This is a genomic window from Pseudooceanicola profundi (assembly GCF_050897955.1).
Lineage (GTDB): Bacteria > Pseudomonadota > Alphaproteobacteria > Rhodobacterales > Rhodobacteraceae > Pseudooceanicola.
In genome coordinates this window covers 1,662,441-1,687,688 of sequence record NZ_JBPAXZ010000001.1, presented here as the reverse complement: position 1 = coordinate 1,687,688, position 25,248 = coordinate 1,662,441, and the positions used below count along the sequence as shown (strand labels likewise).

Genomic DNA, 25,248 nt, shown 5'->3' with positions numbered 1-25,248 from the left:
GATTCGGACAGAGATAGTGCGAAATTGGAGGCGCTAAAATTGTTCGCATAGCGGAATTAAGAGCCGCATTTCGGAATATCGCGGCGTCAGGTCGCGTCAAAGGGTCGATTTTGATCTGTCGCGGAGCATATGAAGCTTATATCAACACGCGAGAACGTGGGGCTCCGAATCCGGGGCTTCCTTTGACTTGCAATGAGGGAGAAACCGCTGATGAAGGTGCTGGTGCCTGTCAAACGCGTGATCGACTACAACGTGAAGGTCCGCGTGAAGGCGGACGGATCGGGTGTCGATCTTGCCAATGTGAAAATGTCGATGAACCCGTTCGACGAGATTGCCGTCGAAGAGGCCATCCGCCTGAAAGAGGCCGGGAAGGCCGAAGAGGTGGTTGTCGTCTCCATCGGTGTGAAACAGGCGCAGGAAACCCTGCGGACCGCACTGGCCATGGGCGCCGACCGGGCGATCCTCGTGGTGGCTGCCGATGACGTGCACACGGATATCGAACCGCTGGCGGTTGCCAAGATCCTCAAGGCCGTGATCGACGAAGAGGCCCCGGGCCTCGTCATCGCCGGCAAGCAGGCGATCGACAATGACATGAACGCCACTGGCCAGATGCTGTCGGCGCTGCTGGGCTGGTCCCAGGCGACTTTCGCCAATGAGCTGGACATCGACGGCGACTCTGCTGTCGTGAAGCGCGAAGTCGACGGTGGTCTGCAGACCATCAAGGTGAAGATGCCCGCCATCATTACCGCCGACCTGCGCCTGAACGAGCCGCGTTACGCGTCGCTGCCGAACATCATGAAGGCAAAGAAAAAGCCGCTGGACGAGAAGACCGCGGCCGATTTTGGTGTCGATGTCACGCCGCGCCTGGAGATCGTGAAGACCTCCGAGCCCGAAGCGCGCAAGGCCGGTGAGATGGTGCCCGATGTGGACACGCTCGTGGCGAAACTCAAAGAGAAGGGGATCGTGTAATGGCCGTTCTTCTGCTTGCCGAAGTCAATGATGGCGAACTGTCGGTCGATGCGACCGCAAAGGCCGTTTCCGCCGCGAAATCGCTGGGCGATGTGACGGTTCTGGCCGTCGGCGCCTCTGCCAAGGCCGCCGGTGAAGCCGCCGCCAAGATCGACGGTGTTGCCAAGGTGCTGGTCGCCGAGGATGCGCTTTACGGGCACCGTCTGGCGGAGCCGGTCTCGGCGCTGATCGTGTCGCTGGCCGGGGATTATTCGCACATCGTGGCGCCCGCCACGACCGATGCGAAAAACATCATGCCGCGCGTTGCGGCGCTGCTCGACGTGATGGTCCTGACCGATGTGACCGGTGTGGTCGATGCCGATACGTTCGAGCGTCCGATCTATGCCGGTAACGCGATCCAGACTGTGAAGTCCAAGGATGCGAAAAAGGTTATCACCTTCCGGACGTCGACCTTCGACGCGGCTGGCGAAGGCGGCTCCGCCTCTGTCGCGGATGCGGCCACGGCCGAGGATCCGGGTCTTTCGGAATGGGTCTCTGACTCCATGGCGGAAAGCGATCGTCCGGAACTGACCTCTGCCGGGATCGTCGTGTCGGGCGGCCGTGGTGTCGGCTCCAAGGACGATTTCGCGCTGATCGAAAAGCTGGCGGACAAGCTGGGTGCTGCTGTTGGCGCCTCCCGCGCGGCGGTCGACTCGGGTTATGCCCCGAACGACTGGCAGGTGGGTCAGACCGGTAAGGTCGTGGCACCGGAGCTCTATGTCGCTGTCGGCATCTCCGGCGCGATCCAGCACCTTGCCGGGATGAAGGACTCCAAGGTCATCGTCGCGATCAACAAGGACGAAGAGGCGCCGATCTTCCAGGTGGCCGATTACGGTCTGGTTGCCGACCTCTTCGAAGCCGTTCCGGCGCTGGTCGAAAAGCTCTGATAAGGCCGACCAAGGCTGACGCATCGTGTAAAGGCCCGCCCATTGTGGCGGGCCTTTCCGTTACATGCGGTTTCGCTGAACGAGCGGCGCCAATGCTCTGGCAATATCAATTGACGCCAGCTCATGCGCCTCCACGCCCAGCAACCGCCCGGCTGCGGGCGCCTCGATCTGCGTGTGATCGAGCCGGTCTATGCCGCGCTGACGGACCTCCGGCGTGACAACCGTTTCAACGATTTTGGACACAAGCGGCCGGAGAGTCTCCAGCATGCTGCGCGTGACAAACAGCGGGTCGCGGTTGAGGTCAGCGTTGTCGGCATCCTCGTCGTCACCCGGCGGGTGATCTGCAAACCAGTGCAGGACAACAGGGCCGGTCGTGACCTCGATCAAGGCTTTCATGCGCGCCAGCCAGGCGTCCTGCAGTTCGGCGCGGACCAGTTCGAACCTGTCCTGCGATCTGTTCTGAAGCGCCTGAAGCAGATGACGGGTGAAATGGAACTGCGTAAAATCGACGTCCCGGAAGACCGTTTCCATCATGGTCGAGGGATGCAGGAACCTGTCGTTCCGCCTGGGGTGGACGACATAATATCTGTTGGACAGGTTCTGTGCCCCCATGATCTGAACAACGGTTGCGTCGGCGCGCGCGGCCATGGCCTGCATCGTTGTGTCCGACAGGTAAAGTTCAGGCCCGGCATTGGCCGCGCCAAGGTTGACGCAGGTCAGGCCGATGGCATCCTCTACCAACATGGGCAAAGGATGCGCCGCATATTTTCCAAAGATTTCGATCCCGCCCATGAACAGAACATGAGGGCTGTTCAGCCGGCGCCTTGGCCCGCGAAACAGCAGTTTGGACGTGCCATATCGGCACATCATATAGTCGAGGGCCGCTGGCCCATGCCGGTCGTACATCGTTTCCCACCACTTTTTCCCGCCGGCCATTAAACGCGAAGGTCGTTTCCGATCTGTTAAACGACCAAATTGAAACGGTTCTGGCCTCTTGCGGGCGGGGCCGGGATTGGCCAGTGTGTGGCGACTGCCGAAACAGGGAGGCGCAGATGGAAATCTCACGGATCGGAGTTATCGGAGCCGGCCAGATGGGCAACGGCATCGCCCATGTCTGCGCAGTGTCCGGGTATGAGGTCGTTCTGACCGACGTGAGCCAGGATGCGCTGGACAAGGCGCTGTCGCAGATCGACCGAAACCTCGCGCGGCAGGTGTCTCGCGGCAAGCTGGACGAGGCGACGAAGGCCGAAGCGCAGAAGCGGATCTCGACCACGCTGAGCCTGCCGGAGCTGGGGCAGGCGGATCTGGTGATCGAGGCCGCGACGGAACGCGAAACCGTCAAGGACAGTATTTTCAAAGAGCTGGTGCCGCATCTGAAGCCGGATACCATTCTGACGTCGAACACCTCTTCGATCTCGATCACGCGGCTGGCGTCGCGGACGGACCGGCCGGAAAAGTTCATGGGGTTCCATTTCATGAACCCGGTTCCCGTCATGCAGCTGGTCGAACTGATCCGGGGTATTGCGACGGATGAGGAAACCTACAAAGCCTGCCTGGGCGTCGTGGAACGTCTGGGGAAAACAGCATCCAGCGCGGAAGATTTCCCGGCCTTTATCGTGAACAGGGTTCTGGTGCCCATGATCAACGAGGCCGTCTATGTGCTGTATGAAGGCGTCGGCAATGTGAAGAGCATCGACGAGGCGATGAAACTGGGGGCCAACCATCCGATGGGGCCGCTGGAGCTGGCCGATTTCATTGGTCTGGACACCTGTCTGGCGATCATGAACGTGTTGCACGACGGGCTGGCGGATACCAAGTACCGGCCCTGTCCGCTTCTGACGAAATACGTGGAGGCCGGCTGGCTGGGGCGGAAAACCGGGCGCGGCTTCTACGATTATCGGGGAGAGGCGCCGGTTCCGACCCGGTGAGCCTCAGAACTTCCGGGTCAGCCCGATCGTCGCCGACAGCTCATCGAAGCTGTAGATCACGATATTCGAGCTGCGGTTGGTGTACTGGACCTCGATTTCCGGGGCGAAGCCATAAAACTGCACTTTTGAATGGGTGGCGCGCAGGGTTGTTCTGAACTGACGGTCTTTTCTGGCGTCGCTGAATAGTGTGCTGGGGCCATCGTATTCCGACCAGCGGAAGCTCGACATCAGGCCAAGCCTCAGACCGCCCCGGAACAGGACCGTCGCGCCCCCGCCGATCTCTGCGGCGGAGGAGCTCGCGCTGGCGATCTTGGCAGAGGCCCGTTCCGCACGCAGCAGGCCGTGCAGGTGCAGTTGCGGGGTCATGGCACGCGTATAGGACAGCACGGCGACGCTGCGCGGGCCGTCGAGATCCGCGGCCCCATCGTGTTTGAGGAAATCCACAAGGGCAAAGGCGTCAATCCGGCTGGCCCGGGTCGGGAAGGCGGAGAGGCCAAATGTCACGCCAACCCCGTGGGAATATGGCTGATCCGCGATCCAGCGCCGCGATGCGGTCAGGCCGCCTTCGAGCCGCAGACGGGGCGAGACCTTTTTGGTGATCCCGAATTCGGCCCGGAGCCGGATATCATCGGGCGCATTGTCATCATAGAGCCGCGCATCGGCAGACAGGCCGATCCGCAGACGGGTCCGGTCGGTTAGGCGGGGTCCATAGGTCAGCCCGCCCGTCAGGCGGATGCCCAGAGCGCCCTGCTTTCGCGAATCCGGGTCGATCACGAAAGGGGTCCCCAGCAGAAAGACCGTATCGGCAGAGGTGCGTTGTGCCGCATTGGTCGAGGGGATCAGGGCCAGACCAAACCGGCCGTTGAAATCGCCCTGATCGTTGAGGGAGGTCAGCCCCTCGCCGGCGCGGTTTCGGTCGGCTTCGGTATCGGCGCTGAGCCGGACGTTTTCAAACTGAAGCCGGGCTCGCTCCGACTGCCCCAGAGCGGCCAGGGTTTCGGCCAGGGCAAGCCGGAACCGGACGATATCGGGCCGGGTCGCGACCAGCGTTTCAAGACGTGGCCGTGCCTCTTTGTGCCGGTTCAGCAGGCGTAGAACGACCGCTTCTCCCCAGAGTTTCTGTTCCTTTTCGGCCGCTGTGGCCGGCTGCCAGGATTTCAGAACCTCCAGCGCACGGGCGGGCTGGCCCCGGCGCATCAGCAGCCGTGCCTCGGTATAGGGGGCGGGCTGGGCAGTGGGGGCGTCATTTGCGACGACGGAGGTCGGCAGCGCTGCGCATCCGATGGCGAGGCAGATCAGCAGCGCGCGGGCAAGCGTTCCGCACCGGGCCGACCGCAGCAGGGGCAGAGGTTTCCCCAAAATGGCTGATAGGTGCAGAGGGATCACCGGCTGAACCGTTCCGGCGCCAGTCGGGTCACAATGTCGGCCGGCAGCGCAGGGGGGCGGTTCAGAGCAATATCGGCGACAAGTCCGGCTGCGGCCGGTGCGGTCTGGAACCCGTATCCGCCCTGACCGGCCAGCCAGATGAACTCCGGCCGGTCGGCATCGCGCCCGATGACCAGACTGCCGTCCGGGGCAAAGGTGCGCAGGCCGGCCCAGGTGGACTGCACGCGCGAGATCTCCATCGTGACGTGGTCCTGAAATCGGGCCAGCCCCTCTGCGATGACCATATCATCGGCCCAGGCGTCCATCGGTTCGCTTCGGTCCGCTTCGGACGGCGATACGATCAGCATCCCGGCGTCGGGCTTGGCGTACCAGCCTTCGCGGACGCCATCGACAAAGGCCCAGCCGGACGGGTCGAGGCCGTCGGGCAGGGGAATCCGCGCCATGGATCTGCGATAGGGGACAAGTCCAAGCGGGGCCACGCCCGCCATCTGCGCAACGGTATCCGCCCAGGCACCCGCGGCATTGATCAGCGTGCGGGCCTGCCACTGGTCGCCGTTCGATGTGGTGATTTGCCAGACACCGTCAAACCGGATGTCCGCAACCCTCATGCCGGTCGCGATGGTGGCGCCTGCCGCGCGGGCATGGCGGCGGGCGTTCTGGACCAGCAGATCGGTGTCGATATCGCTTGTGTCATGGCGGATCGCGGCCAGCGGCGATCGTTCAGGGTCAAGGAGCGGAAAATAGGTCAGCGCCTCTGCCGTCGAGATCGGGGTCAGGCTGAAGGCGCGCGATTCCTGCTCGAAATCGGCGCGGTCCTCCGCTGCCGCTGTCATCATCATCGGGCGGTCTTTCAGGACACCTCCGTCAGCGGAGCGATGGTGCTCTGCCGAGGCTTCGTTCAGCGCCCGGACGGTCGCATTGCCATAGCTTTCGAGGAACATCGCGGCCGAGCGGCCGGAGGCGTGGTAGCAGAGGTGATCCTCGGCCTCCAGCAGCGCGACGCTGGCCTGTGGTGCAAGGGCTGCAGCGGCGGTGATGCCGGCCACCCCACCCCCGATAATAAGGATGTCAAATGTGTCTTCCATGTCGCCGACCATGCCATCTGCCACGGGACTGTCAAACCGAAAACTACCGGAATTCCTGACCAGACAGGCCATGGGGGGCGGGGTAGTCTCGCGTCATTCCGATTGGAGAATTTGAGATGTCACATTTGAAAGTTACAGACTTGCTGGGGGATTTGCCCGAAACCAGCCTGTCTCCCGAGACCTCTGTTCGCGACGCCTGCCTTTTGATGGAACGCGTCGGGCGCAAGGCTCTGCCGGTCATGGTCGATGGCTGGCTTGTCGGGGTCGTCGCGCGTGAGGATATCGCCCGGGTCGTCCTGCAACGCCGGAGGGATACGGCGACAATTCCGGTGTCGCGGATTATGTCGCTGTCACCGATCTATCTGCGTGGCTCGACCCCGGTCGACGTGGCCTGTGCCCATATGTTCGACGGCGGGTTTCGGCACCTCGTCGTGATCGACGGCGGGCAGGTCAGCGGGGTTCTGTCGCTGGACGATATCCCGGATTCGGTGCGCCAGATGGCGCGTGCCGCCGATGCCGCCTGACGCGCCAATCGGCTGTCAGGCGGTCAGGCGCCAATAAAAAGGCCCGGTTTGCGCCGGGCCTTTTCCTGTCCTGTCCGCCGGCCCGGCCATGTGGCCGAAACAGGACGGGTGCTTTGGCGCGAAGGCGTCGCGCGATTGCAGCGTTACTGCGGAATATCGCCGGTGATGCCCTCGACATAGAAGGTCATGCCGGCCAGCGTGCCGTCATCGGCCACTTCGCCCTCGGCCAGCCAGTCGCTGCCGTCCTGCTTTTTCAGCGGGCCGGTGAAGGGGTGGTAGGCGCCGGATGCGATATCCTCGACCATCTTCTCGGCTTCGGCTTTCACCTCTGCGGGGACCGGGCCGGTGATCTCGCCGATGCCAACCATGCCGGCGCCGATGCCGTCCCAGGTGTTGTCGCTCTCCCAGGTGCCGTCGATGACGGCCTGCACGCGTTCGATATAATAGGGGGCCCATTCATCGATGATGGAGGAGATGCGCGGCTCGGGCTTGTATTCGGCCATGTCGGCCGCCTGGCCAAAGCCGTAGCCGCCCTTTTCCTTCAGCACCGCCAGCGGCGCGGTGGAATCGGTATGGGCCAGAACCACGTCGACACCCTGGTCGAGCAGCGCCTGGGTTGCATCCGCCTCTTTCGCCGGGTCGAACCAGGTGGAGATCCAGACGACAGAGATCTCGACGTCCGGGTTCACCTTCTTGGCGTGGATGTAGGAGGAGTTGATGCCGCGGATCACTTCGGGGATCGGGAAGGAGCCGATATAGCCGATCTTGCCGGTCTTGGACATGTGACCGGCGAGGAAGCCCTCGATCGCACGGCCTTCATAGAAGCGGGCGGAATAGACGCCGACGTTGGGCGCGGTCTTATAGCCGGTGGCATGTTCGAACTTCACATCCGGGAATTTGGAGGCGACGTTGATCGTCGGGTCCATATAGCCGAAAGAGGTGGTGAAGATCAGGTCGGCACCGCCAAGCGCCATTTGGGTCAGCACACGTTCGGCATCGGCGCCCTCGGGGACGGAGGCCTGTTCGACCAGTTCGATGGCGTCGCCGAAATGTTCCTTCATGGTCATCGCGGCCTCGTGATGGTGCTGCGACCAGCCGCCGTCATTGACCGGGCCGACATAGACAAAGCCGATCTTCGGCACGTCCTGGGCGAAGGCTGCGCCGGATGCCAGGGCCAGGGCCGCGGCGGAGGCGAGTAGCGTTCTGCGTTTCATGGAATTCTCCCTTAGAGTTTGGACTTGGGTACGGGTCTTTTGCCCGCGCTGTTGGTCGCCGTCACTGCGTAGCATGGAAAATCCGCCCGAGCGATGCCGGTGCGGCCCCAGCCCCGCCCTTGCGGGCGGAGATGACGACGAGAACGAGAATGGTGATGATATAGGGCGACATCGACAGCAGCTGGACAGGCACATTGACGCCCGCCGCCTGCATGTTGAGCTGCAGCACGGTGATGCCGCCAAAAAGGTAGGCGCCCAGCAGGGCCCGCCAGGGTTTCCAGGAGGCGAAGACGACAATCGCCAGCGCGATCCAGCCGGCGCCTGCGGTCATGCCGTCGGTCCATTGCGGCACGCGGACGAGGCTGAGGTAGGCGCCGCCCATCCCGGCGCAGGCCCCGCCGAAGGCAATCGCGCCGATGCGGATCAGCACGACCTTGTAGCCAAGCGCATGGGCGGCATCGTGGTTTTCACCCACGGCGCGCAGGATCAGCCCGGCGCGGGTGAACTTGAGAAAGGCCCAGACCGCCGCCACCAGCAGGATGGAGACATAGACCATCAGGTCATGCTGAAAGAAGGCGCGCCCCAGAAATGGCATGTCCGACAGGCCGGGGATATCCAGCCGGTAGGAGCGTGGCGGGCTCTTGCCGCCATAGGCCTGACCGATCAGCGACGACAGGCCCAGCCCAAAGAGGGTCAGCGACAGGCCGGAGGCCACCTGATTGGCCAGGGCGAATTGTGTCAGCAAAGCAAACAGCATGCTCAGCAGGGCGCCGCCGACCGCCGCCGCCAGAAAGCCGACCAGCGGATTGTCGGTGCCCACGGCCGCGGCAAAACCGCAGATCGCCCCGGTGATCATCATCCCTTCGACGCCCAGGTTCAGAACGCCGGCGCGTTCGGTCACCAGCTCTCCGATAGAGGCCAGCAGGATCGGCGTTGCCGCCACCATGATGGAGGCGATGAGCAGGGCAGGGTTAGCAAGCAGGAAATCCATCGTCGTCCCCTCAGGCCGTCTGGGCGCCAAATCGGACGCGGTAATTGGTCAGCACGTCGACCGCCAGAAGAAAGAACAGCAGCATCCCCTGGAAAACCTGGATCGCGGCGGCGGGCAGGCCCATCGACGACTGGGTGATCTCGCCGCCGATATAGGTCAGCGCCATCAGAAGCCCGGCCAGCAGGATGCCAATCGGATGCAGCCGGCCCAGGAAAGCCACGATGATCGCGGTGAACCCGTAGCCCGAGTTGAAATCGACGCTCACCTGTCCGGCGGGGCCCGCGACTTCGAACATGCCCGCCAGCCCGGCCAGCGCGCCGGAGGTGCCGAGGCAGAAGAGGATCAGTCGCGCCGGTGACACGCCCGCGAATTTTGCGGCCCGTGGTGCCTCGCCGGTCAGCCGGATGTGATAGCCCAGCTGATGCCGCGTCAGCAGGATATAGGCGAATATGACGGCGATAAGCGCCGCGGCCACACCCCAGTGCAGGCCTGTATTGGCGATGATGTCTGCATTATGGGCGGAGGGATATTGCTGAAGGTTCCGCGATCCCGGAAACCCGAACCCCTCCGGGTTCTTCAGCAATCCCAGGGACATCGAGGCAAGCAGCTGTTCTGCGACATAGACCAGCATCAGCGACACAAGGATTTCGTTGGTGCCAAAGGCCACCTTCAGAACACCGGGGATCAATGCCCAGACCAGCCCGCAGATCGCACCCGCGAGGATCATCAGCGGAAAGATGTACCAGCCCGCCTGCGGATAGAAGGCCAGGGCCACGGCCGCCCCGCCAAGCGCGCCCAGAATATACTGTCCCTCCGCGCCGATGTTCCAGATGCCGGCCCGGAACCCGAGGCTCAGCCCGATCGCAATCAGGATCAGCGGCCCGCCTTTGACCAGCAGCTGCGGCCGGTAATAAAAAGCATGCTCGCCAAACAGGGGATCCCAGAAAATCGTGCGGATCGCATCTAAGGGGTCTTTGCCCAGGGCGGCAAACAGCAACCCGCCGAATATCATCGTGGCCAGAACCGCCAGCAGCGGCGTGAGATAGGCAAAAACCTGCGACGGCTGCCGTCTTTTTTCCAGCCTCAGCATGCGCCCGTCCTCCGGAGGGCAGACCCGCGCCCCCCCTTCATCTTTCCAAAAATACTCCCGCCGGAGGCATCCGCCACCTGCCAGACAGACCGCCAGAAGGGCAGAAACTCAGACATCTGCCACCTCCATATCGCCGGACCCGCCCATCATCAGGCCAATCTCATCAACGGTCAGCCCCTGAGCCGGACGTATATCGCTCAGACGCCCTTCGTTGAGGGCGGCGAAAATGTCCGAAACTTCCATCAGCTCATCCAGATCCTGTGAAATCACGATCAGCGCCGTGCCCCCTGCCGCGAGATCGAGCAGCGCCTGACGGATGACGGCGGCGGCGGCGGCATCCACCCCCCAGGTCGGCTGGTTGACCACCAGAACTTCCGGGGCCTGCATCACTTCGCGACCAATTACGAATTTCTGTAAATTGCCGCCGGACAGGGACCGCGCCGCGTTTTCCGTTCCCGGCGTACGGACGTCGAACCGCGTGATGATCTCCTGCGCGAAGGCGCGCGCCCGCGCCCAGTCCAGGAACCCGTTCCGTTCGATCCCCTTGCGCTGCGCGCCGGTCAGAGCCGCGTTCTCGGTCAGGCTCATATCCGGGGCCGCGGCATGGCCAAGCCGTTCTTCCGGGGCCGTCAGCAGGCCCTTGCGACGACGTTCTGCGGGGCCGGCCGCGCCGATCTCCTCACCGTTGAAAACGACCATCGGATTGTCGGACCGCAGCTCTCCGGACAGCGCCCCGAGAAGTTCATCCTGGCCATTGCCGGCAACGCCCGCCAGCCCCAGAACCTCGCCCGCGCGGACCTCCAGCGTGATCCCCTTGAGCGAAGTGCCGAACTGCCCGGGGGAGGCGACGCTCAGATCGCGCAGCGCCAGTTTCACCGGACCCGGTGCGCGGGTCTCTCGCGACGGGACATGCAGTTCCGCCCCCACCATCAGCTCCGCCATCTCGCGGGCTGTGGTGTCGCGGGGGGTGCAGGTCGCGACCTTCTTGCCCAGCCGCAGGATCGTCGCCTCGTCGCAGAGCGCCCGGATCTCTTCCAGCTTGTGCGAGATATAGAGGATCGACGTCCCCTCCGCTTTCAGCTTGCGCAGGGTCTTGAAGAGGATCTCCACCTCCTGCGGCGTCAGCACGGAGGTCGGCTCGTCCATGATCAGCAGCTTGGGGTTCTGCAGCAGGCAGCGGATGATCTCCACCCGCTGGCGTTCCCCCGCCGACAGGTCGCCCACGATCCGCCAGGGGTCGAGCGGCAGGCCATATTGTTCCGACACTTCCTTGATGCGCGCGGCCAGCTCACCCATCTTCGGCGGCTCGGCCATGCCAAGGGCGATGTTCTCGGCCACGTTCAGCGCGTCGAAGAGCGAGAAATGCTGGAAGACCATGGCGACGCCTGCGGCCCGTGCCGCCTGCGGTTCCGACGGCGCATAGGGCTGGCCGCGCAGGGTCATCTCGCCGCTGTCGGGGCTGACAAGGCCGTAGATCATCTTGACCATGGTGGATTTGCCGGCGCCGTTCTCGCCCAGCAGGGCATGGACCTCGCCTGGCAGAATGTCGAAGGACACGTCGGAATTGGCCACGACGCCGGGATAGGCCTTGGTCAGGCCCCGAATGGAGAGAAGTGCGTCCGTCACCCTGTCATGTCCCTTCTGGCGTCTTTGCGCGCCGTGTCTTTCAGTAGCGCGGCGGCGACGCTGACGGCAATCGCCTGCGGATGTTTGCCGTAGGCCGGATCGCCGATGGGGCAGGTAATGCTGCCGATCCGGGCATCGGAATGACCCGCCGCGCGCAACCGGCTGCGGAAGCGGGCCCATTTGCTGGCCGATCCGATCAGGCCCGCGCTGGCAAAGCCGTGCCGCAGCAACGCATCGCAGAGCGCGAGGTCGATCGAATGCGAATAGGTCAGGATCAGGTGGCGGGCTTGTTCCGGGGCATGGGGGACCAGCAGCTCCGGCTTGGCGGCGGGCAGGGGGGTGACGCCTGCCGGTATCGTCTCCGGGAACCTGTTGGGGGCGGTGTCGACCCAGGTGATCGCGATATCCGGCAGCGGGGCCAGGACGGAAACCAGGGCGCGCCCGACATGGCCCGCGCCCCAGATCCAGAGATCGGTCGCGGGTTCTGTCACCGGCTCGACCAGCCAGCCTTCGATCAGGGCGGGCGACGCGGGCAGGCTGCCATTCCGCAGCCCAGACATACGGCGGCGCAGGGAGAGCGGCATCTCCTCCGGCCCGTCGATGCGGCGGATCAGCAGGCCGTCCTGCGCCTCTGGTATCCCGGAGACCAGATCATAGGCCAGCGTCACCGCCCCGCCGCAGCATTGCCCGAAGTCGGGCCCGAGCGCCCGGCGGTCCAGTTTCGACCGGCTCAGACCCTGCGCGGCGTGGATCGCCTCCAGCTCCAGCGCGCCGCCGCCGATGGTGCCGTCGACCAGCCCGGCGGGGCTGACCAGCATCGTCGCGCCCACTTCGCGCGGGGCAGAGCCGCGGACCTCTGCCACGATCACCCGCACCAGCGGCCCGTGCTGCTCCAGCATCTCGGACAGGCGGGCGAGGTCAGCCATGGCGCACACGCTCCACCGCCGCCAGCACCCGTTCCGGCGTCGCGGGCGCGTCAAGATGTGGGTAGCCCGTGCCGCAGGCTGCCACGGCATCCGACAGCGCCATCAGCACGGAAATGCCCAGCATGAAGGGCGGCTCGCCCACGGCTTTCGACCGGTAAATCGTCTCTGCCGGGTTCTCGCCATCCCAGAGCGAGACGTTGAAGACCTGCGGCCGGTCGGCAAAGGCCGGGATCTTGTAGGTGGAGGGCGCATGGGTCCGCAGGCGGCCCTTGCCGTCCCAGACCAGCTCCTCTGTTGTCAGCCAGCCCGCGCCCTGCACAAAACCGCCCTCGACCTGGCCGATATCAAGGCTGGGGTTCAGCGACCGGCCGACGTCGTGGATGATATCGGTGCGCAGGATGCGGTATTCGCCGGTCAGGGTATCGATTACGACCTCCGAACAGGCCGCGCCATGGGCGAAGTAGAAAAACGGTTTGCCCTGGCCCCGGATCCGGTCCCAGGCGAGGCCCGGCGTCTTGTAGAACCCGGTCGACGACAGGCTCACCCGGCGTTCGTAGCAAAGCTGGGCTGCGCGGGCAAAGCTGATCGTCTCATTGCCGATCTGCACCGCGCCCTCGGCAAAGATCACCTCGGCTGGTTTGACCTGATAGAGCCCCGCCAGAGCCCCTGCCATACGATCCCGGATGGTGTCGCAGGCGGCCTTCACCGCCATGCCGTTCAGATCGGAACCGGAGGAGGCCGCCGTGGCGGAGGTGTTGGGCACCTTGCCGGTATCCGTGGCGGTCACCCGGATTACCCCGGTCGGCACGCCAAAGCCTTCGGCGGCGACCTGCGCCACCTTCTGGTAGAGGCCCTGGCCCATCTCCGTGCCGCCATGGTTCACCTGGACGGAGCCGTCCTGATAGACATGCACCAGCGCGCCCGCCTGGTTCAGATGGGTCAGGGTGAAGCTGATGCCGAACTTGACCGGCGTCAGGGCGATGCCTTTCTTGAGCACGGGCTGCGTGGCGTTCCAGTCGGCAATCGCCGCCCGCCGCGCCTCGTATCCGCTTTTCTTCGCCAGCTTGGCGACCAGCCCGTTCAGGATGAAATCCTCGACGACCATGCCGTAGGGCGTGGTCTGTCCGGACCCCGAAGCCACGGCCACCCGGTCCAGCTCATCCGACCCGCCCCGGGAGGCCATGTCCCCGGTCTTTTTCTTGCCGGAAATATCCTCGGGGGGAGTCGCCTTCAGGCGACGGGGGGCAGACAGCCCCCCTGCATCCTCTCCGGCCTTCGCATCGGCATAGAAATTCACCCGCCGCAGCTCCAGCGGGTCCATGCCCAGCTCATGCGCGGCATGGTCCATCACCCGCTCGATCCCGATCATCCCCTGCGGCCCGCCAAAGCCACGAAAGGCGGTGGCGGAGCAGGTGTTGGTCTTCAGCCGGTGGCTCTCGATCCGGACATGGTGGAGCAGGTAGGCATTATCGGCATGCAGCATGGCGCGGTCGGCTACGGGCAGGGAGAGGTCCTGGCTCCAGCCGCAGCGCATCAGGTGCAGGAATTCGATCCCCAGCAGGCGGCCGCTCTCGTCGAACCCGGCGCGGTAGTCGATCCGCAAGTCATGCCGCTTACCCGTCACCACCATGTCGTCGTCGCGGTCATAGCGCATGCGGCAGGCCTTGCCCGTCAGCCGCGCGGCAATCGCGCAGGAGACGGCCAGCGCATTGCCCTGGCTTTCCTTGCCGCCAAAGCCGCCGCCCATCCGGCGGGTTTCAACCCGGACGGCATGCATGGGCAGGCCGATGGCATGGGCGACCTTGTGCTGGATCTCCGTCGGGTGCTGGGTGGAGGACATGACGACCATGTCGCCGCCATCCTGCGGCAGGGCGAGGGCGGCCTGACCTTCGAGGTAGAAATGCTCCTGCCCGCCGACCTCCATCGACCCCTTGATGACATGCTTGGCCTTGGAAATGGCCTTGGCCGGGTCGCCCTTGGTCCAGATGCGCGGCCCGTCCTCGAACCGGCTGTCCATCGCCATGGCCTCGTCGACCGTGAGGATCGGCGTCTCCGCCTTGATCTCGGCCTTGCCCAGCCGGGCCGCGCGGCGGGCGGCGCGGTGGCTTTCGGCAATCACGAGGAAGAGCGGCTGGCCCACGAAATGCACACGTTTCGTGGCCAGCAGCGGCTCATCATGGTTGGAGGGGGAGACGTCGGCGTCAAACGGCAGGTCGGCGGCGGTCAGAACGGCGACCACGCCCGGCGCGGCACGCACCGCGTCGAGGTCGAGCGAGATCAGCTTGCCGCAGGCGACCTCCGACAGGCCGAAGGCGAGGCTGAGGCAGCCGGCGGGGGCCGGAATGTCATCGACATAGCGCGCGGCGCCGGTGACATGCAGGGCGGCGGCATCATGCGGAAGCGGGCGGCCGACGCTCATGGCTGCACCTCCCGGATTTTCGGCGCATGGGCCGTCTTCTCTGTAAAATAGCGGTGGAGCAGGTTGCGCGCGGCAGACAGACGATAATCGGCAGAGGCGCGCATGTCCGACATGGGCTGGAAATCCTTTGCCCATTCGGCGGCGACCGCCTCAAGCGTCGCTTCGGTCCAGTCCTTGCCGGTCAGCGCGGCCTCGACATGGGCGGCGCGTTTGGGGATGCCTGCCATGCCGCCAAAGGCGATGCGCGCAGCGGTGACCTTGCCGCCAGCGACCGTGACGTTGAAGGCACCGAGCACGGCGGAGATATCCTGATCGAAGCGTTTCGACAGTTTGTAGCAGGCCAGCGCGGGGGCATGGGCGGGGATGGTCACTGCCTCCACGAACTCGCCGGGGGCGCGGTCCTGTTTGCCGTAGTCGAGGAAGAAATCCTCGATCGGCATCTCCCGACGGGTATCACCGTGACGCAGGTGGAGCGTGGCTCCGAGCGCGATCAGCGCGGGCGGGTTGTCCCCGATGGGGGAGCCATTTGCGATATTGCCACCGATGGTCGCGGCCTGACGTACCTGTTCTGACCCGTAGCGGCGGACCATGGCGGCATAGCCCGGGTGGTGATCCTGCAGCACCGGCAGCAGTTCTGCCATGGTGACGGCGGCGCCGATGCGGATGCTGTCTTCGCCGATCTCGATCCGTTTCAGGTCGTGGCAGCGGTTCAGGAAGGCGACCTCCGACAGGTCGCGCATCTGCTTGGTGACCCAGAGGCCCACATCGGTCGCGCCCGCGATCAGCGTGGCGTCGGGGTGGGCGGCGTACCATGTTGCCAGCTCGTCCGAAGTTTCCGGCGCGATGGCGAGCGGGCCGACCTGCGGCGCGGTTTCCGCGATCCAGTCGGGGACGGGGGCGTCCTCTGCGGCCTCGGCGGCGCGCAGGATCGGGGCATAGCCGGTGCAGCGGCAGAGATTGCCGGCAAGCAGGTCGTCATAATTCGTCTCGCCCCGTGTATGGGCCGTGACCATGGAGGTGATGAAGCCCGGCGTGCAGAACCCGCACTGGCTGCCGTGCTTGTCGACCATGGCTTGCTGCACGGGATGCAGCGTGCCGTCCTTTGCGGCCATGCCCTCGACCGTGCGCACGGATTTGCCGTGCAGCTGCGGCAGGAAGAGGATGCAGGCATTGAGCGCCCGCGCCGTGCCGCCCGCATCGGTGACCATCACCGTGCAGGCGCCGCAATCGCCTTCGTTACAGCCTTCCTTGGTGCCGGTGAGGCCGCGCGTCTCGCGCAGCCAGTCGAGCAGAGTCGTCGTCGGGTCGACCTCGGGGGAGAGATCGACGCGGTCTCCGTTCAGGTGAAAGGAGAGTGTCATGGCATTGTCCGCCGCCTTACCCAAGCAACCTTATGTCCCGTTCGATGCGGCGTAGAACGGGGGTCCCCTTGCGCCTAGGAAAGCGGCAAGCGGCGGTCTTGGCAAGCATCTGCTGAATTATCGGGCGGTTGCCGCCGGGGAAATGCCTGCGGATCGGGCGTCAGAGCGGGGCGATAGCCAGCCCGTCGGCCTCCAGCGCGGTGCGGACGGCACGGGCGATATCAACGGCTTCGGCGGTGTCGCCATGCAGGCAGATGCTGTCGATCCGGGTCGGGATGCGCTTGCCGCTGGCGGTGATGATGGCGCCTTCACGCAGCATCTCGGCCATGCGGCGCCCGGCCTCTGCCGCGTCGTGAATGACCGCGCCGGGCAGGCTGCGGTCGACAAGGGTGGCATCGTCATTATAGGCGCGGTCGGCAAAGATTTCGCCTGCGCGGGGCAGGCCCAGCTCTTCGGCGGCGGCCTCCTGCGCGGTGCCGGCGATGGTCATCATGATAAGCTCCGGTGCGGCACGATGGGCGGCGGCGTAGCAGGTGCGGGCCATCTCGATATCCTCCGATGCCATGTTGGCCAGCGCGCCGTGCAGTTTCATATGCCGCAGCGTACCGCCCGCCGCACGGGCCATGCCGAGTGCGGCGCCGGTCTGGTAGGCGACGAGATTGCCCAGCTCCTCGCCCGAGAGTTTCAGGCGGCGGCGGCCAAAGCCCTGCATGTCGTCGAACCCGGGATGGGCGCCCATGCCAACCTTGTTTTCCACGGCCATGCGCATGGTCTTCATCATGACCTGCGGGTCGCCCGCGTGAAAGCCACAGGCGATATTGGCGGAGGAGATGATCTTCAGCAGCGCCGCATCGTCGCCCATGGTCCAGGGGCCAAAGCTTTCGCCCATATCGGCGTTGAGGTCGATTGTGCGGGTCATCGTGGGCTCCTCTTCGGGTGGTCCGCGAGTCTTAGGATGTCACGGACAGGATGTCATGACCTGTTCCTCCCGGGACCACGACGCGATAGCATCGATATATGAGCAGCACCCCCCGATTCATTCATCTCCGCACCCATACCGAATATTCCCTGCTGGAGGGCGCCGTCCGGCTGAAGAAGCTGTCGGGCCTGTGCAAGGCCGCCGGCATGCCCGCCGTGGCGGTCACCGATACCAACAACATGTTCGCAGCGCTGGAATTTTCCGTCTATGCCAGCGGCGACGGGATCCAGCCAATCCTCGGCTGTCAGGTCGATGTCCAGTATCTGGAGACCCAGCCCGGCGAGAAGCCCAAGCTGCCCGCTCCGGTCGTTCTGCTGGCGCAGAACGAGACGGGGTATGAGAACCTCATGCGGCTGAACTCCTGCCTCTATATCGACAAGGGCGGGCAGCTGCCGCAGGTGACGGTGGCGGAGCTTGAGGCGTTCTCCGACGGTGTGATCTGCCTGACCGGCGGCGCTCTGGGCCCCGTTGGGATGCTGCTGCAACAGGGGCAGCGCCCGGCGGCGCAGGCGCTGATGACGCGGCTTCAGGGGATCTATGCGGACCGGCTTTATGTCGAGCTGCAGCGCCATCCGGGCGACAAGGGCCTGCCGGAGGCCGAACGCCTGACCGAGCGCGGCTTTGTCGAGATGGCCTATGCGATGGAGCTGCCGCTGGTCGCTACCAATGACGCCTATTTCCCCAAGTCAGATATGTACGAGGCGCATGATGCGCTGATCTGCATCGCGGAAGGCGCCTATGTCGACCAGCAGGAACCGCGCCGCCGCCTGACGCCACAGCATTACTTCAAAACGCCGGAAGAGATGGCGACGCTGTTCGCCGATCTGCCGGAGGCGCTGGAGAATACGGTCGAGATCGCAAAGCGCTGCGCCTTCATGGCCTACCGGCGCGACCCGATCCTGCCGAAATTCGCCGATGACGAGGTGGCGGAACTACGTCGCATGGCCAATGAAGGCCTGCAGGCGCGTCTGGCCGTGATCCCGCATGCGGTGACGCCCGAAGAATATCAGGCGCGGCTGGATTTCGAACTGGGGATCATCGAAGGGATGGGCTTTCCCGGCTACTTCCTGATCGTTGCGGACTTCATCCAGTGGTCGAAGGACAACAATATCCCGGTGGGGCCGGGGCGGGGCTCCGGCGCGGGGTCGCTCGTGGCCTATGCGCTGACGATCACCGACCTCGATCCGCTGCGCTATTCGCTGCTGTTTGAACGGTTCCTGAACCCGGAACGTGTGTCGATGCCCGACTTCGACATCGACTTCTGCATGGACCGGCGGGAGGAAACGATCCGCTACGTGCAGGAGAAATACGGCCGCGACAAAGTCGGCCAGATCATCACCTTCGGTGCGCTGCTGTCCAAGGCCGCCGTGCGCGACATCGGCCGGGTTCTGCAGATGCCCTATGGCCAGGTCGACCGGCTGTCCAAGATGATCCCGGTCGAAGGGGTGAAGCCAGTCAGCATCGAACAGGCGCTGGCGCAGGAGGAACGCCTGCGGCAGGAGGCCAAGAACGAGGAGGTCGTCGACCGCCTGCTGCAATATGGCATGCAGGTGGAGGGGCTCTTGCGGAATGCCTCTACCCATGCGGCGGGGGTGGTGATCGGCGACCGGCCGCTGGACCGGCTGGTGCCGCTCTACCAGGACCCGCGGTCCGACATGCCCGCCACCCAGTTCAACATGAAATGGGTGGAGCAGGCGGGGCTGGTGAAGTTCGACTTCCTCGGCCTCAAGACGCTGACCGTCATTCAGAACGCCATCGACCAGATCCATGCGGGCGGGCGCGATCTGCATACCGCCGCCGATGGGACGCAAATCTACGAGCCCGCGCCGGGGGCGGAAAACCAGATCAATCTGATCCCGCTGGATGACGAAAAGACTTACGACCTCTATTCCCGGGCCAAGACGGTTGCAGTGTTCCAGGTGGAAAGCTCGGGCATGATGGATGCGCTCAAGCGTATGAAGCCAACCTGTATCGAGGATATCGTGGCGCTTGTGGCGCTCTACCGGCCCGGCCCGATGGAGAACATCCCGACCTATTGCGAGGTCAAGAACGGGCTGCGCCAGATCACCTCCGTGCACCCCTCCATCGACCATATCCTGGCAGAGACGCAGGGCATCATCGTCTATCAGGAACAGGTGATGCAGATTGCCCAGGTGATGGCGGGCTATTCCCTCGGCGGTGCCGACCTGCTGCGCCGCGCCATGGGTAAGAAGATCAAGGAGGCGATGGACGCCGAGCGCCCGAAATTCGAGAAGGGCGCGGCGGAGAACGGCGTCGACAAGAAGAAGGCCTCGGAGGTCTTCGACCTGCTGGAGAAATTCGCCAACTACGGGTTCAACAAATCTCACGCGGCAGCCTATGCGGTGGTGTCCTACCAGACCGCCTGGTTGAAGGCGAACCATCCGGTGGAATTCATGGCCGGCGTCATGAACTGCGATATCCACCTGACGGAAAAGCTCGCCACCTATTTCGAAGAGGTGAAAAAGGCGCTGCAGCTGCCCTACGTGCCGCCCTGCGTGAACCGCTCGGACGCGTCGTTTAAGGTGGTCGAGGGGGCGCTTGTCTATGCGCTTGGTGCGCTGAAGAACGTCGGGCTGGAGGCGATGCGGCTGGTCACCGACGGGCGCAGGGTCGACGGGGTGGAGAAGCCCTTCGTCAATCTCTACGATTTTGCCCGCCGGGTTGAGCTGAAGAAGGTCGGCAAGCGGCCACTGGAGATGATGGCGCGCGCCGGGGCTTTCGACGTGCTGGACGGCAACCGCCGCCGTGTCTTCGACAGCCTCGATGCGCTGGTGCAGTATTCCGCCGCGATCTGGGAGCAGAAGCAGTCGAACCAGGTCTCGCTCTTCGGTGATGCGGGCGAGGATCTGCCAGAGCCGCGCCTGGCCCCCGTGCAGGACTGGCTGCCTGCCGAACGGCTGGCAGAGGAGTTCAAGGCGATCGGCTTCTACCTCTCCGGCCATCCGCTCGACGACTACGCCGGGGCGTTGAAGCGCAAGGATATCAAGACGCTGGACGAGGTCTCACGGCTGGCGCAGGGCGGGCCGCAGCTGGCCAAGCTGGCGGGCATCGTGGCGGGCCGGCAGGAACGCAAATCGGCGCGGGGCAACCGGTTTGCCTTTGCCCAGCTCTCGGACACGACGGGCGCTTACGAGGTCACGATCTTCTCCGACACGCTCGAGGCCAGCCGCGACTACCTCGAAAACGGCTCCATGGTGGTGGTGACGGTGGAGGCGACGGTGGAAAGCGACCAGCTGAAACTGCTGGCCCGTTCCATCGCGCCGCTCGATACGGTGGTGGCCGATGCAGGCGGTTCCGGGCTCAGGATCTTCGTGGACGATCCGATGGCGATCCCGGCGGTTGCCGAAGTGCTGGAAAGCGCGCAACAGGCCATGGCCGCCGCCGCCGCCCGCGCCGCCGCCGGACCAATCCGCTTCTGCCTGATCGGGTCGGACCTGCCGGGTGAGGTGGAGATCGAGACGGGGGCGGAATTCCCCGTGACCCCCCAGATCCGCGGCGCGATCAAAAGCCTCGCCGGAGTGATGTCCGTCGAAGAGGTCTGAGCTCCGGAGGACCACCCCGCCCCTTCATCTTTCCCGAAATACTCCGGGGGTGAATTGGCCGCAGGCCAAGAGGGGGCAGCGCCCCCCTCCGCACCGCCCTACCAGTGCGGCGGCTTCTCATCGGCGACGAATATGCCGCCGCCCTGAGCCTGTTCGCGCTCCGCTTCGCGTTCCAGCAACATATGGACGCGGCGGGTCAGAAGGTCGATCTCGTCCTGCTGGCGGGCGACGATCTCCGACAGGTCGTCGACGCTGCGTTCCAGATGGGCGATGCGTTCTTCCAGGGCCTGCATGGTCTCTCCCGCCGGGGCCGTCACGGGCCCGTTTCACTTGGCCTCTATAGCGGCCCGGCCTTGTGCCGCAAAGGGGCTTGGGCTAGACCGCGCCCCGGATGGCCCCCGTGCCTTTCGATGAACGCCAAGAGGTTCCCAGATGGCGAAAGAGAAGAAGACCCCGCGACCCCGGGCAGAGACGCCTAAAGGGTTCCGCGACTATTTCGGCTCCGAAGTGACCGAACGGTCCGACATGCTGCGCAGCATTGCCGGGGTCTATCATCGCTACGGGTTCGAAGCTCTGGAGTCGTCGGCCGTGGAAACGGTTGAGGCGCTTGGCAAATTCCTGCCCGATGTGGACCGCCCCAACGAGGGGGTCTTTGCCTGGCAGGAATCCGAGGAGGACGGCAAGGGGAGCTGGATGGCCCTGCGCTACGACCTCACCGCGCCGCTCGCCCGCGTTTATGCCCAGCACCGCAATGACCTGCCCACGCCCTACCGGCGCTTTGCCATGGGGCCGGTCTGGCGGAACGAGAAACCGGGGCCGGGGCGGTTCCGGCAGTTCTATCAATGCGATGCGGATACGGTCGGCACTGGGTCCGTGGCTGCAGATGCGGAAATCTGCGCGATGCTGGCGGATTGCCTGGAAGAGGTCGGCATTCCGCGCGGCGATTACATCGTTCGGGTGAACAACCGCAAGGTTCTGAACGGGGTGCTGGAGGCGATGGGCGTCTCTGACGCCGGTCAGCAGGCCGATGTCCTGCGCACCATCGACAAGTTCGACAAGGTCGGAGAGGCGGGTGTGCGGGAGCTGCTGGGCAAGGGGCGGCTGGATGCCTCGGGCGCCTATATCGACGGGGTGGGCCTGAGCGAGGCGCAGGCGGAGCCGGTGATTGCCTTCCTTACCTCCAAGGGTGCGAATGCGGCGGAGACGCTGGAGAACCTGCGCGCGGCCGTTGGTGGCTCTGCCATCGGGGCGGAGGGCGTGGAGGAGCTGGCCCAGATCGCCGCGCTGCTGGAGGCCGGCGGCTATGGCGCCGATCGCATCGATATCGACCCTTCGGTGGTGCGTGGCCTTGGCTATTACACCGGGCCGGTTTTCGAGGCGGAGCTGACCTTCGAGATCCTCGATGAGAAGGGCCGCAAGCGGCAGTTCGGATCGGTGGCCGGGGGTGGCCGCTACGACGGGCTCGTCAAGCGGTTCACGGGGCAGGAGGTTCCGGCGGTGGGGGTCTCCATCGGGGTTGACCGCCTGCTGGCGGCTTTGCGCGAGAAAGGCCGGATCGGCGGGGAGGCGCAGGGGCCTGTTGTCGTGACCGTCATGGATCGCGACCGGATGGCCGATTACCAGGCCATGGTGGCGGAGCTGCGCAATGCCGGCATCCGGGCGGAGGTCTACCTCGGCAATCCCAAGAACTTCGGCAACCAGCTGAAATATGCGGACAAACGCAACTCTCCAGCCGCCATTATCGAAGGCGCGGAGGAGAAGGCGCGTGGCGTGGTACAGGTCAAGGACCTGATCCTCGGCAAGCTGATCGCGGAGAATGCGACGCTGGAGGAGTGGAAGGAACGCCCCTCCCAGGCGGAGGTTGCGCGCGGCGATCTGGTCGCCCATGTAAAACAGCTTCTGGCCGGGCAGGCGGGCTGATGGCCGTCTGGCAGGGACATTCGCCCGAGGAGCGGGCGCAGGTCCGCGCCTGCGCCGCCCGGCTGCGCGCGGGGTTCGAGGCGGCGGGCGCCGTGCCCGTGGAATGCCCGATCCTGCTGCCGGAGGCGACGCTTCTGGACCTTTATGGAGAGGATATCCGGGCGCGGGCCTATGTGACCTCTGACGCGCTGCGCGGCGAACAGGTGATGCGGCCCGACTTCACCGTTCCAGTGGTCGAATTCCACATGGCACAGGGGGCGGAGCCCGCGCGCTACACCTATTCCGGCGAGGTTTTCCGTCGCCAGGAAGAGGATGAGGCGCGGGCCAATGAATATATCCAGGTGGGGCTGGAGATCTTCGACGGCTCCGACCCGGCGGCGGCGGATGCGGAGGTGTTTGCCCGCTTGCTGGCTGCGACCGAGGGGCTGACACTGACGGCCACGACCGGCGACATGGGCCTGCTGCTGGCGGCGGTCGAAGGGCTGAACACCAGCGAGACGCGCAAGGCGGCGCTGCGGCGTCATGTCTGGCGGCCGCAGCGGTTCCGGTCTCTGCTCGACCGGTTTTCGGGCCGGGTGCCCGTGCCCGCCTCGCGGGTCGCGCTGCTCACCAGTGCCGATCCCTTTGCCGAGGCCGGGCCGGAGCAGGGGCTGCGCAGCCGGGCGGAGGTTGAGGCACGAATCGCGGCGCTGCGGGCCGATGCGGAGGTGCCGCTGATCGCAGAGCGTGAGGTGGCGCTGATCGACCAGCTTCTGGGGGTCCGGGAAGTGCTGCCCTATGCGCTGGAGCACCTGCGCGACATCGCCGTCGACATGCCGGCCATTGCCGGGGCTGTGGACGGGGTGGCACGCCGGGCCGATGCGCTGGCGGCGCGTGGCATCGACATTGCGACGCTGGATTTCGAAGTCGCCTATGGGCGACTGCACATGGAATATTACGACGGGTTTGTCTTTGGCCTGCATGTGCCGGGGCGGCTGGACCTGCCGCCGGTTGCCACGGGCGGGCGCTATGACACGCTGACCCGTATACTGGGCCAGCGCGCCGGGAAACCGCAGGGCATTCCGGCGGTTGGCGGCGTGGTCCGTCCCGGGCTGATCGTGGAACTGGGGGGCGGGGCATGAGCGTGAAGCTGGGCGTGCCCTCCAAGGGCCGGCTGATGGAGAAGACCTTTGACTGGTTCGGCGAGCGCGGCATCGTGCTGGGCCGGGCCGGGTCGGACCGCGAATATGCCGGCCGGGTCGAGGGGATCGGCGGGGTGGAGCTGGTGCTGCTCTCGGCGGGCGAAATCCCGCGCGAGCTGGCGGCGGGGCGCATCCATCTGGGCGTCACCGGGACCGACCTGATCCAGGAGAAGCTGGCCCGCTGGGACCAGCAGGTGGAGATGCTGGCGGAGCTGGGCTTTGGCCATGCCGATCTGATCCTCGCCGTGCCGCAGGGCTGGGTCGATGTGGAGCTTCTGGACGATCTGGATGCGGCGGCGGCGGCCTTTCGGACGCGGCACGGGTTCCGGCTGCGGATCGCGACCAAGTATCACCGGCTGGTGCGCGACTTCCTTCGGGTCAACGGCGTGGCCGATTATCAGCTGGTCGACAGCCAGGGGGCGACCGAGGGCACGGTGAAGAACGAGACGGCAGAGGCGATTGCCGATATCACCTCCACCGGCGAGACGATCCGGGCGAACCACCTGAAAGTGCTGTCGGACGGGCTGATCCTGAAATCTCAGGCGACGCTCTTCCGGTCGCGCCGGGCGGAGATGTCGGATGTCGACCGGGCGGTGCTGGGCGAGCTGCTGGAGCGGCTGCACGTCGACTGACGTTGTGGGACCGGGCTGCGCCCGGTTGCCTCCGGCGGGGATATTTTCAGCAAGAAAAAGGGGGGCGTCAGAGCACGCCGATTTCCGCCAGCGCCTTGGAGAGGTCCTCGGGCAGGGCGTCTTCGTTCTGGCGGTGTTTTGGCAGGTCGGGCGGGGAGTCTTCGGGTTTGAGGTAGCGCCAGCCCTGGAAGGGGCGCCGGGGGGAGGCGGCGGTGGCGTGCAGCTCCGGGTCGAGGACGATGGCGCAGCGGCGGATGCCGTCGCCACGGTCGACCTCATCGAGGCGGATGACGCGCTGGCGGCACTGGATCATGCCTTTGATGACCCAGTAGATGGAGCCGCCGGAGATGATCTCGCCCTCCCGCTTGGGCCACATGCGGGTGACATGGCGGGGCAGTCCGTCGGTGGTCTGAGCAATGGGCTGGGATTGCCAGGCCGCGAGGTCTGCCATGCTTTCAGTGCCAACGGAAAGTTTGAGGATATTTGTAAAGCTGCCCATGCGATGATACAATATGTTGTGGTATGGTG

21 protein-coding genes are annotated in these 25,248 nt (G+C 65.1%); 8 read left to right on the top strand and 13 right to left on the bottom strand.

All coding sequences use genetic code 11. The features are described from left to right. The first annotated feature begins 210 nt into the window (after positions 1–210). Both ACRARG_RS08360 and ACRARG_RS08355 read left to right on the top strand, forming a co-directional pair. The gene (locus tag ACRARG_RS08360; RefSeq protein ID WP_432691335.1) at positions 211–969 is read left to right on the top strand and encodes an electron transfer flavoprotein subunit beta/FixA family protein; all 759 of its coding nucleotides are present in this window, start codon (positions 211–213) and stop codon (positions 967–969) included. Then, entirely contained in the window at positions 969–1,895 is a 927-nt protein-coding gene (locus tag ACRARG_RS08355) for an electron transfer flavoprotein subunit alpha/FixB family protein (RefSeq protein ID WP_432689554.1), read from the top strand. Before ACRARG_RS08360 ends, ACRARG_RS08355 begins: the two co-directional genes overlap by 1 nt. A gap of 60 nt (positions 1,896–1,955) precedes the next feature. On the opposite strand, the gene ACRARG_RS08350 is transcribed toward ACRARG_RS08355, so the two are convergent. Next, the gene (locus tag ACRARG_RS08350; protein ID WP_432689553.1) at positions 1,956–2,831 is read right to left on the bottom strand and encodes a DUF6473 family protein; all 876 of its coding nucleotides are present in this window, start codon (positions 2,829–2,831) and stop codon (positions 1,956–1,958) included. Positions 2,832–2,947: 116 nt separating this feature from the next. Here ACRARG_RS08350 and ACRARG_RS08345 point away from each other — a divergent pair, with 116 nt between their 5' ends. After that, positions 2,948–3,823 (top strand): 3-hydroxybutyryl-CoA dehydrogenase, encoded by an 876-nt coding sequence (locus ACRARG_RS08345; RefSeq protein WP_432689552.1) that lies wholly within the window; start codon positions 2,948–2,950, stop codon positions 3,821–3,823. Between the two features lie 3 nt (positions 3,824–3,826). Here the strand turns inward: ACRARG_RS08345 and ACRARG_RS08340 are convergent, their stop codons facing one another. Next, complete coding sequence (locus ACRARG_RS08340; RefSeq protein WP_432689551.1) at positions 3,827–5,182, bottom strand: surface lipoprotein assembly modifier; 1,356 nt, start codon at positions 5,180–5,182, stop codon at positions 3,827–3,829. Positions 5,183–5,205: 23 nt separating this feature from the next. Continuing rightward, positions 5,206–6,294, bottom strand: coding sequence for an NAD(P)/FAD-dependent oxidoreductase (locus ACRARG_RS08335; protein ID WP_432689550.1), 1,089 nt, complete (start codon positions 6,292–6,294; stop codon positions 5,206–5,208). Positions 6,295–6,410: 116 nt separating this feature from the next. Here ACRARG_RS08335 and ACRARG_RS08330 point away from each other — a divergent pair, with 116 nt between their 5' ends. Beyond that, positions 6,411–6,818: a CBS domain-containing protein gene (locus ACRARG_RS08330; RefSeq protein WP_432689549.1), complete on the top strand. Its 408-nt coding sequence runs from the start codon at positions 6,411–6,413 to the stop codon at positions 6,816–6,818. A gap of 143 nt (positions 6,819–6,961) precedes the next feature. Here the strand turns inward: ACRARG_RS08330 and ACRARG_RS08325 are convergent, their stop codons facing one another. The 8 genes from ACRARG_RS08325 to ACRARG_RS08290 all read right to left on the bottom strand — a co-directional run bounded on the left by ACRARG_RS08325 (position 6,962) and on the right by ACRARG_RS08290 (position 17,364). After that, positions 6,962–8,032, bottom strand: a complete 1,071-nt coding sequence (locus ACRARG_RS08325; protein ID WP_432689548.1) for a BMP family ABC transporter substrate-binding protein — start codon at positions 8,030–8,032, stop codon at positions 6,962–6,964. Positions 8,033–8,093: 61 nt separating this feature from the next. Continuing rightward, complete coding sequence (locus ACRARG_RS08320; protein WP_432689547.1) at positions 8,094–9,023, bottom strand: ABC transporter permease; 930 nt, start codon at positions 9,021–9,023, stop codon at positions 8,094–8,096. A 10-nt stretch (positions 9,024–9,033) separates the two neighbouring features. Continuing rightward, positions 9,034–10,113, bottom strand: a complete 1,080-nt coding sequence (locus ACRARG_RS08315; protein ID WP_432689546.1) for an ABC transporter permease — start codon at positions 10,111–10,113, stop codon at positions 9,034–9,036. 108 nt (positions 10,114–10,221) lie between these two features. Beyond that, positions 10,222–11,739 carry an ABC transporter ATP-binding protein gene (locus ACRARG_RS08310; protein WP_432689545.1) on the bottom strand — a complete coding sequence of 506 codons (1,518 nt, stop codon included), beginning with the start codon at positions 11,737–11,739 and terminating at the stop codon, positions 10,222–10,224. Further along, a complete protein-coding gene (gene xdhC, locus ACRARG_RS08305; RefSeq protein WP_432689544.1) occupies positions 11,736–12,665 on the bottom strand; it encodes a xanthine dehydrogenase accessory protein XdhC in 930 nt (309 codons plus the stop codon). The genes ACRARG_RS08310 and xdhC overlap by 4 nt, the downstream gene beginning before the upstream one ends. Next, positions 12,658–15,084 (bottom strand): xanthine dehydrogenase molybdopterin binding subunit, encoded by a 2,427-nt coding sequence (gene xdhB, locus ACRARG_RS08300; protein WP_432689543.1) that lies wholly within the window; start codon positions 15,082–15,084, stop codon positions 12,658–12,660. Before xdhB ends, xdhC begins: the two co-directional genes overlap by 8 nt. After that, positions 15,081–16,445 (bottom strand): xanthine dehydrogenase small subunit, encoded by a 1,365-nt coding sequence (xdhA, locus tag ACRARG_RS08295; RefSeq protein ID WP_432689542.1) that lies wholly within the window; start codon positions 16,443–16,445, stop codon positions 15,081–15,083. The genes xdhB and xdhA overlap by 4 nt, the downstream gene beginning before the upstream one ends. A 160-nt stretch (positions 16,446–16,605) precedes the next feature. Further along, complete coding sequence (locus tag ACRARG_RS08290; RefSeq protein WP_432689541.1) at positions 16,606–17,364, bottom strand: LamB/YcsF family protein; 759 nt, start codon at positions 17,362–17,364, stop codon at positions 16,606–16,608. A 98-nt stretch (positions 17,365–17,462) separates the two neighbouring features. On the opposite strand from ACRARG_RS08290, the gene dnaE reads away from it, so the two are divergent. Then, positions 17,463–20,987 carry a DNA polymerase III subunit alpha gene (gene dnaE, locus ACRARG_RS08285; protein ID WP_432689540.1) on the top strand — a complete coding sequence of 1,175 codons (3,525 nt, stop codon included), beginning with the start codon at positions 17,463–17,465 and terminating at the stop codon, positions 20,985–20,987. Between the two features lie 98 nt (positions 20,988–21,085). Here dnaE and ACRARG_RS08280 read toward each other — a convergent pair whose 3' ends face one another. Next, positions 21,086–21,280, bottom strand: a complete 195-nt coding sequence (locus ACRARG_RS08280; RefSeq protein ID WP_432689539.1) for a SlyX family protein — start codon at positions 21,278–21,280, stop codon at positions 21,086–21,088. 139 nt (positions 21,281–21,419) lie between these two features. Between ACRARG_RS08280 and hisS the strand changes: the two genes are divergently transcribed. Genes hisS through hisG form a run of 3 tightly spaced genes read left to right on the top strand, consistent with a single transcriptional unit; the run spans position 21,420 to position 24,720 of the window. Beyond that, a complete protein-coding gene (hisS, locus tag ACRARG_RS08275) occupies positions 21,420–22,907 on the top strand; it encodes a histidine--tRNA ligase (RefSeq protein ID WP_432689538.1) in 1,488 nt (495 codons plus the stop codon). Continuing rightward, the gene (locus ACRARG_RS08270) at positions 22,907–24,028 is read left to right on the top strand and encodes an ATP phosphoribosyltransferase regulatory subunit (RefSeq protein ID WP_432689537.1); all 1,122 of its coding nucleotides are present in this window, start codon (positions 22,907–22,909) and stop codon (positions 24,026–24,028) included. Before hisS ends, ACRARG_RS08270 begins: the two co-directional genes overlap by 1 nt. Beyond that, positions 24,025–24,720: an ATP phosphoribosyltransferase gene (hisG, locus tag ACRARG_RS08265; RefSeq protein ID WP_432689536.1), complete on the top strand. Its 696-nt coding sequence runs from the start codon at positions 24,025–24,027 to the stop codon at positions 24,718–24,720. Before ACRARG_RS08270 ends, hisG begins: the two co-directional genes overlap by 4 nt. 67 nt (positions 24,721–24,787) lie before the next feature. Here hisG and ACRARG_RS08260 read toward each other — a convergent pair whose 3' ends face one another. Beyond that, positions 24,788–25,219, bottom strand: coding sequence for a DUF1489 family protein (locus ACRARG_RS08260; protein WP_432689535.1), 432 nt, complete (start codon positions 25,217–25,219; stop codon positions 24,788–24,790). Positions 25,220–25,248 lie beyond the last annotated feature (29 nt).

Bases quoted from the DNA above. Each gene is read 5' to 3' on its own strand.
- hisS (WP_432689538.1), top strand. From the start codon at position 21,420: ATGGCGAAAGAGAAGAAGACCCCGCGACCCCGGGCAGAGACGCCTAAA.
- ACRARG_RS08330 (WP_432689549.1), top strand. From the start codon at position 6,411: ATGTCACATTTGAAAGTTACAGACTTGCTGGGGGATTTGCCCGAAACC.
- ACRARG_RS08355 (WP_432689554.1), top strand. From the start codon at position 969: ATGGCCGTTCTTCTGCTTGCCGAAGTCAATGATGGCGAACTGTCGGTC.
- hisG (WP_432689536.1), top strand. From the start codon at position 24,025: ATGAGCGTGAAGCTGGGCGTGCCCTCCAAGGGCCGGCTGATGGAGAAG.
- ACRARG_RS08350 (WP_432689553.1), bottom strand. From the start codon at position 2,831: ATGGCCGGCGGGAAAAAGTGGTGGGAAACGATGTACGACCGGCATGGG.
- ACRARG_RS08320 (WP_432689547.1), bottom strand. From the start codon at position 9,023: ATGGATTTCCTGCTTGCTAACCCTGCCCTGCTCATCGCCTCCATCATG.
- ACRARG_RS08270 (WP_432689537.1), top strand. From the start codon at position 22,907: ATGGCCGTCTGGCAGGGACATTCGCCCGAGGAGCGGGCGCAGGTCCGC.
- dnaE (WP_432689540.1), top strand. From the start codon at position 17,463: ATGAGCAGCACCCCCCGATTCATTCATCTCCGCACCCATACCGAATAT.
- ACRARG_RS08290 (WP_432689541.1), bottom strand. From the start codon at position 17,364: ATGACCCGCACAATCGACCTCAACGCCGATATGGGCGAAAGCTTTGGC.
- xdhC (WP_432689544.1), bottom strand. From the start codon at position 12,665: ATGGCTGACCTCGCCCGCCTGTCCGAGATGCTGGAGCAGCACGGGCCG.
- xdhB (WP_432689543.1), bottom strand. From the start codon at position 15,084: ATGAGCGTCGGCCGCCCGCTTCCGCATGATGCCGCCGCCCTGCATGTC.
- xdhA (WP_432689542.1), bottom strand. From the start codon at position 16,445: ATGACACTCTCCTTTCACCTGAACGGAGACCGCGTCGATCTCTCCCCC.
- ACRARG_RS08280 (WP_432689539.1), bottom strand. From the start codon at position 21,280: ATGCAGGCCCTGGAAGAACGCATCGCCCATCTGGAACGCAGCGTCGAC.
- ACRARG_RS08335 (WP_432689550.1), bottom strand. From the start codon at position 6,294: ATGGAAGACACATTTGACATCCTTATTATCGGGGGTGGGGTGGCCGGC.
- ACRARG_RS08345 (WP_432689552.1), top strand. From the start codon at position 2,948: ATGGAAATCTCACGGATCGGAGTTATCGGAGCCGGCCAGATGGGCAAC.
- ACRARG_RS08360 (WP_432691335.1), top strand. From the start codon at position 211: ATGAAGGTGCTGGTGCCTGTCAAACGCGTGATCGACTACAACGTGAAG.
- ACRARG_RS08260 (WP_432689535.1), bottom strand. From the start codon at position 25,219: ATGGGCAGCTTTACAAATATCCTCAAACTTTCCGTTGGCACTGAAAGC.
- ACRARG_RS08315 (WP_432689546.1), bottom strand. From the start codon at position 10,113: ATGCTGAGGCTGGAAAAAAGACGGCAGCCGTCGCAGGTTTTTGCCTAT.
- ACRARG_RS08325 (WP_432689548.1), bottom strand. From the start codon at position 8,032: ATGAAACGCAGAACGCTACTCGCCTCCGCCGCGGCCCTGGCCCTGGCA.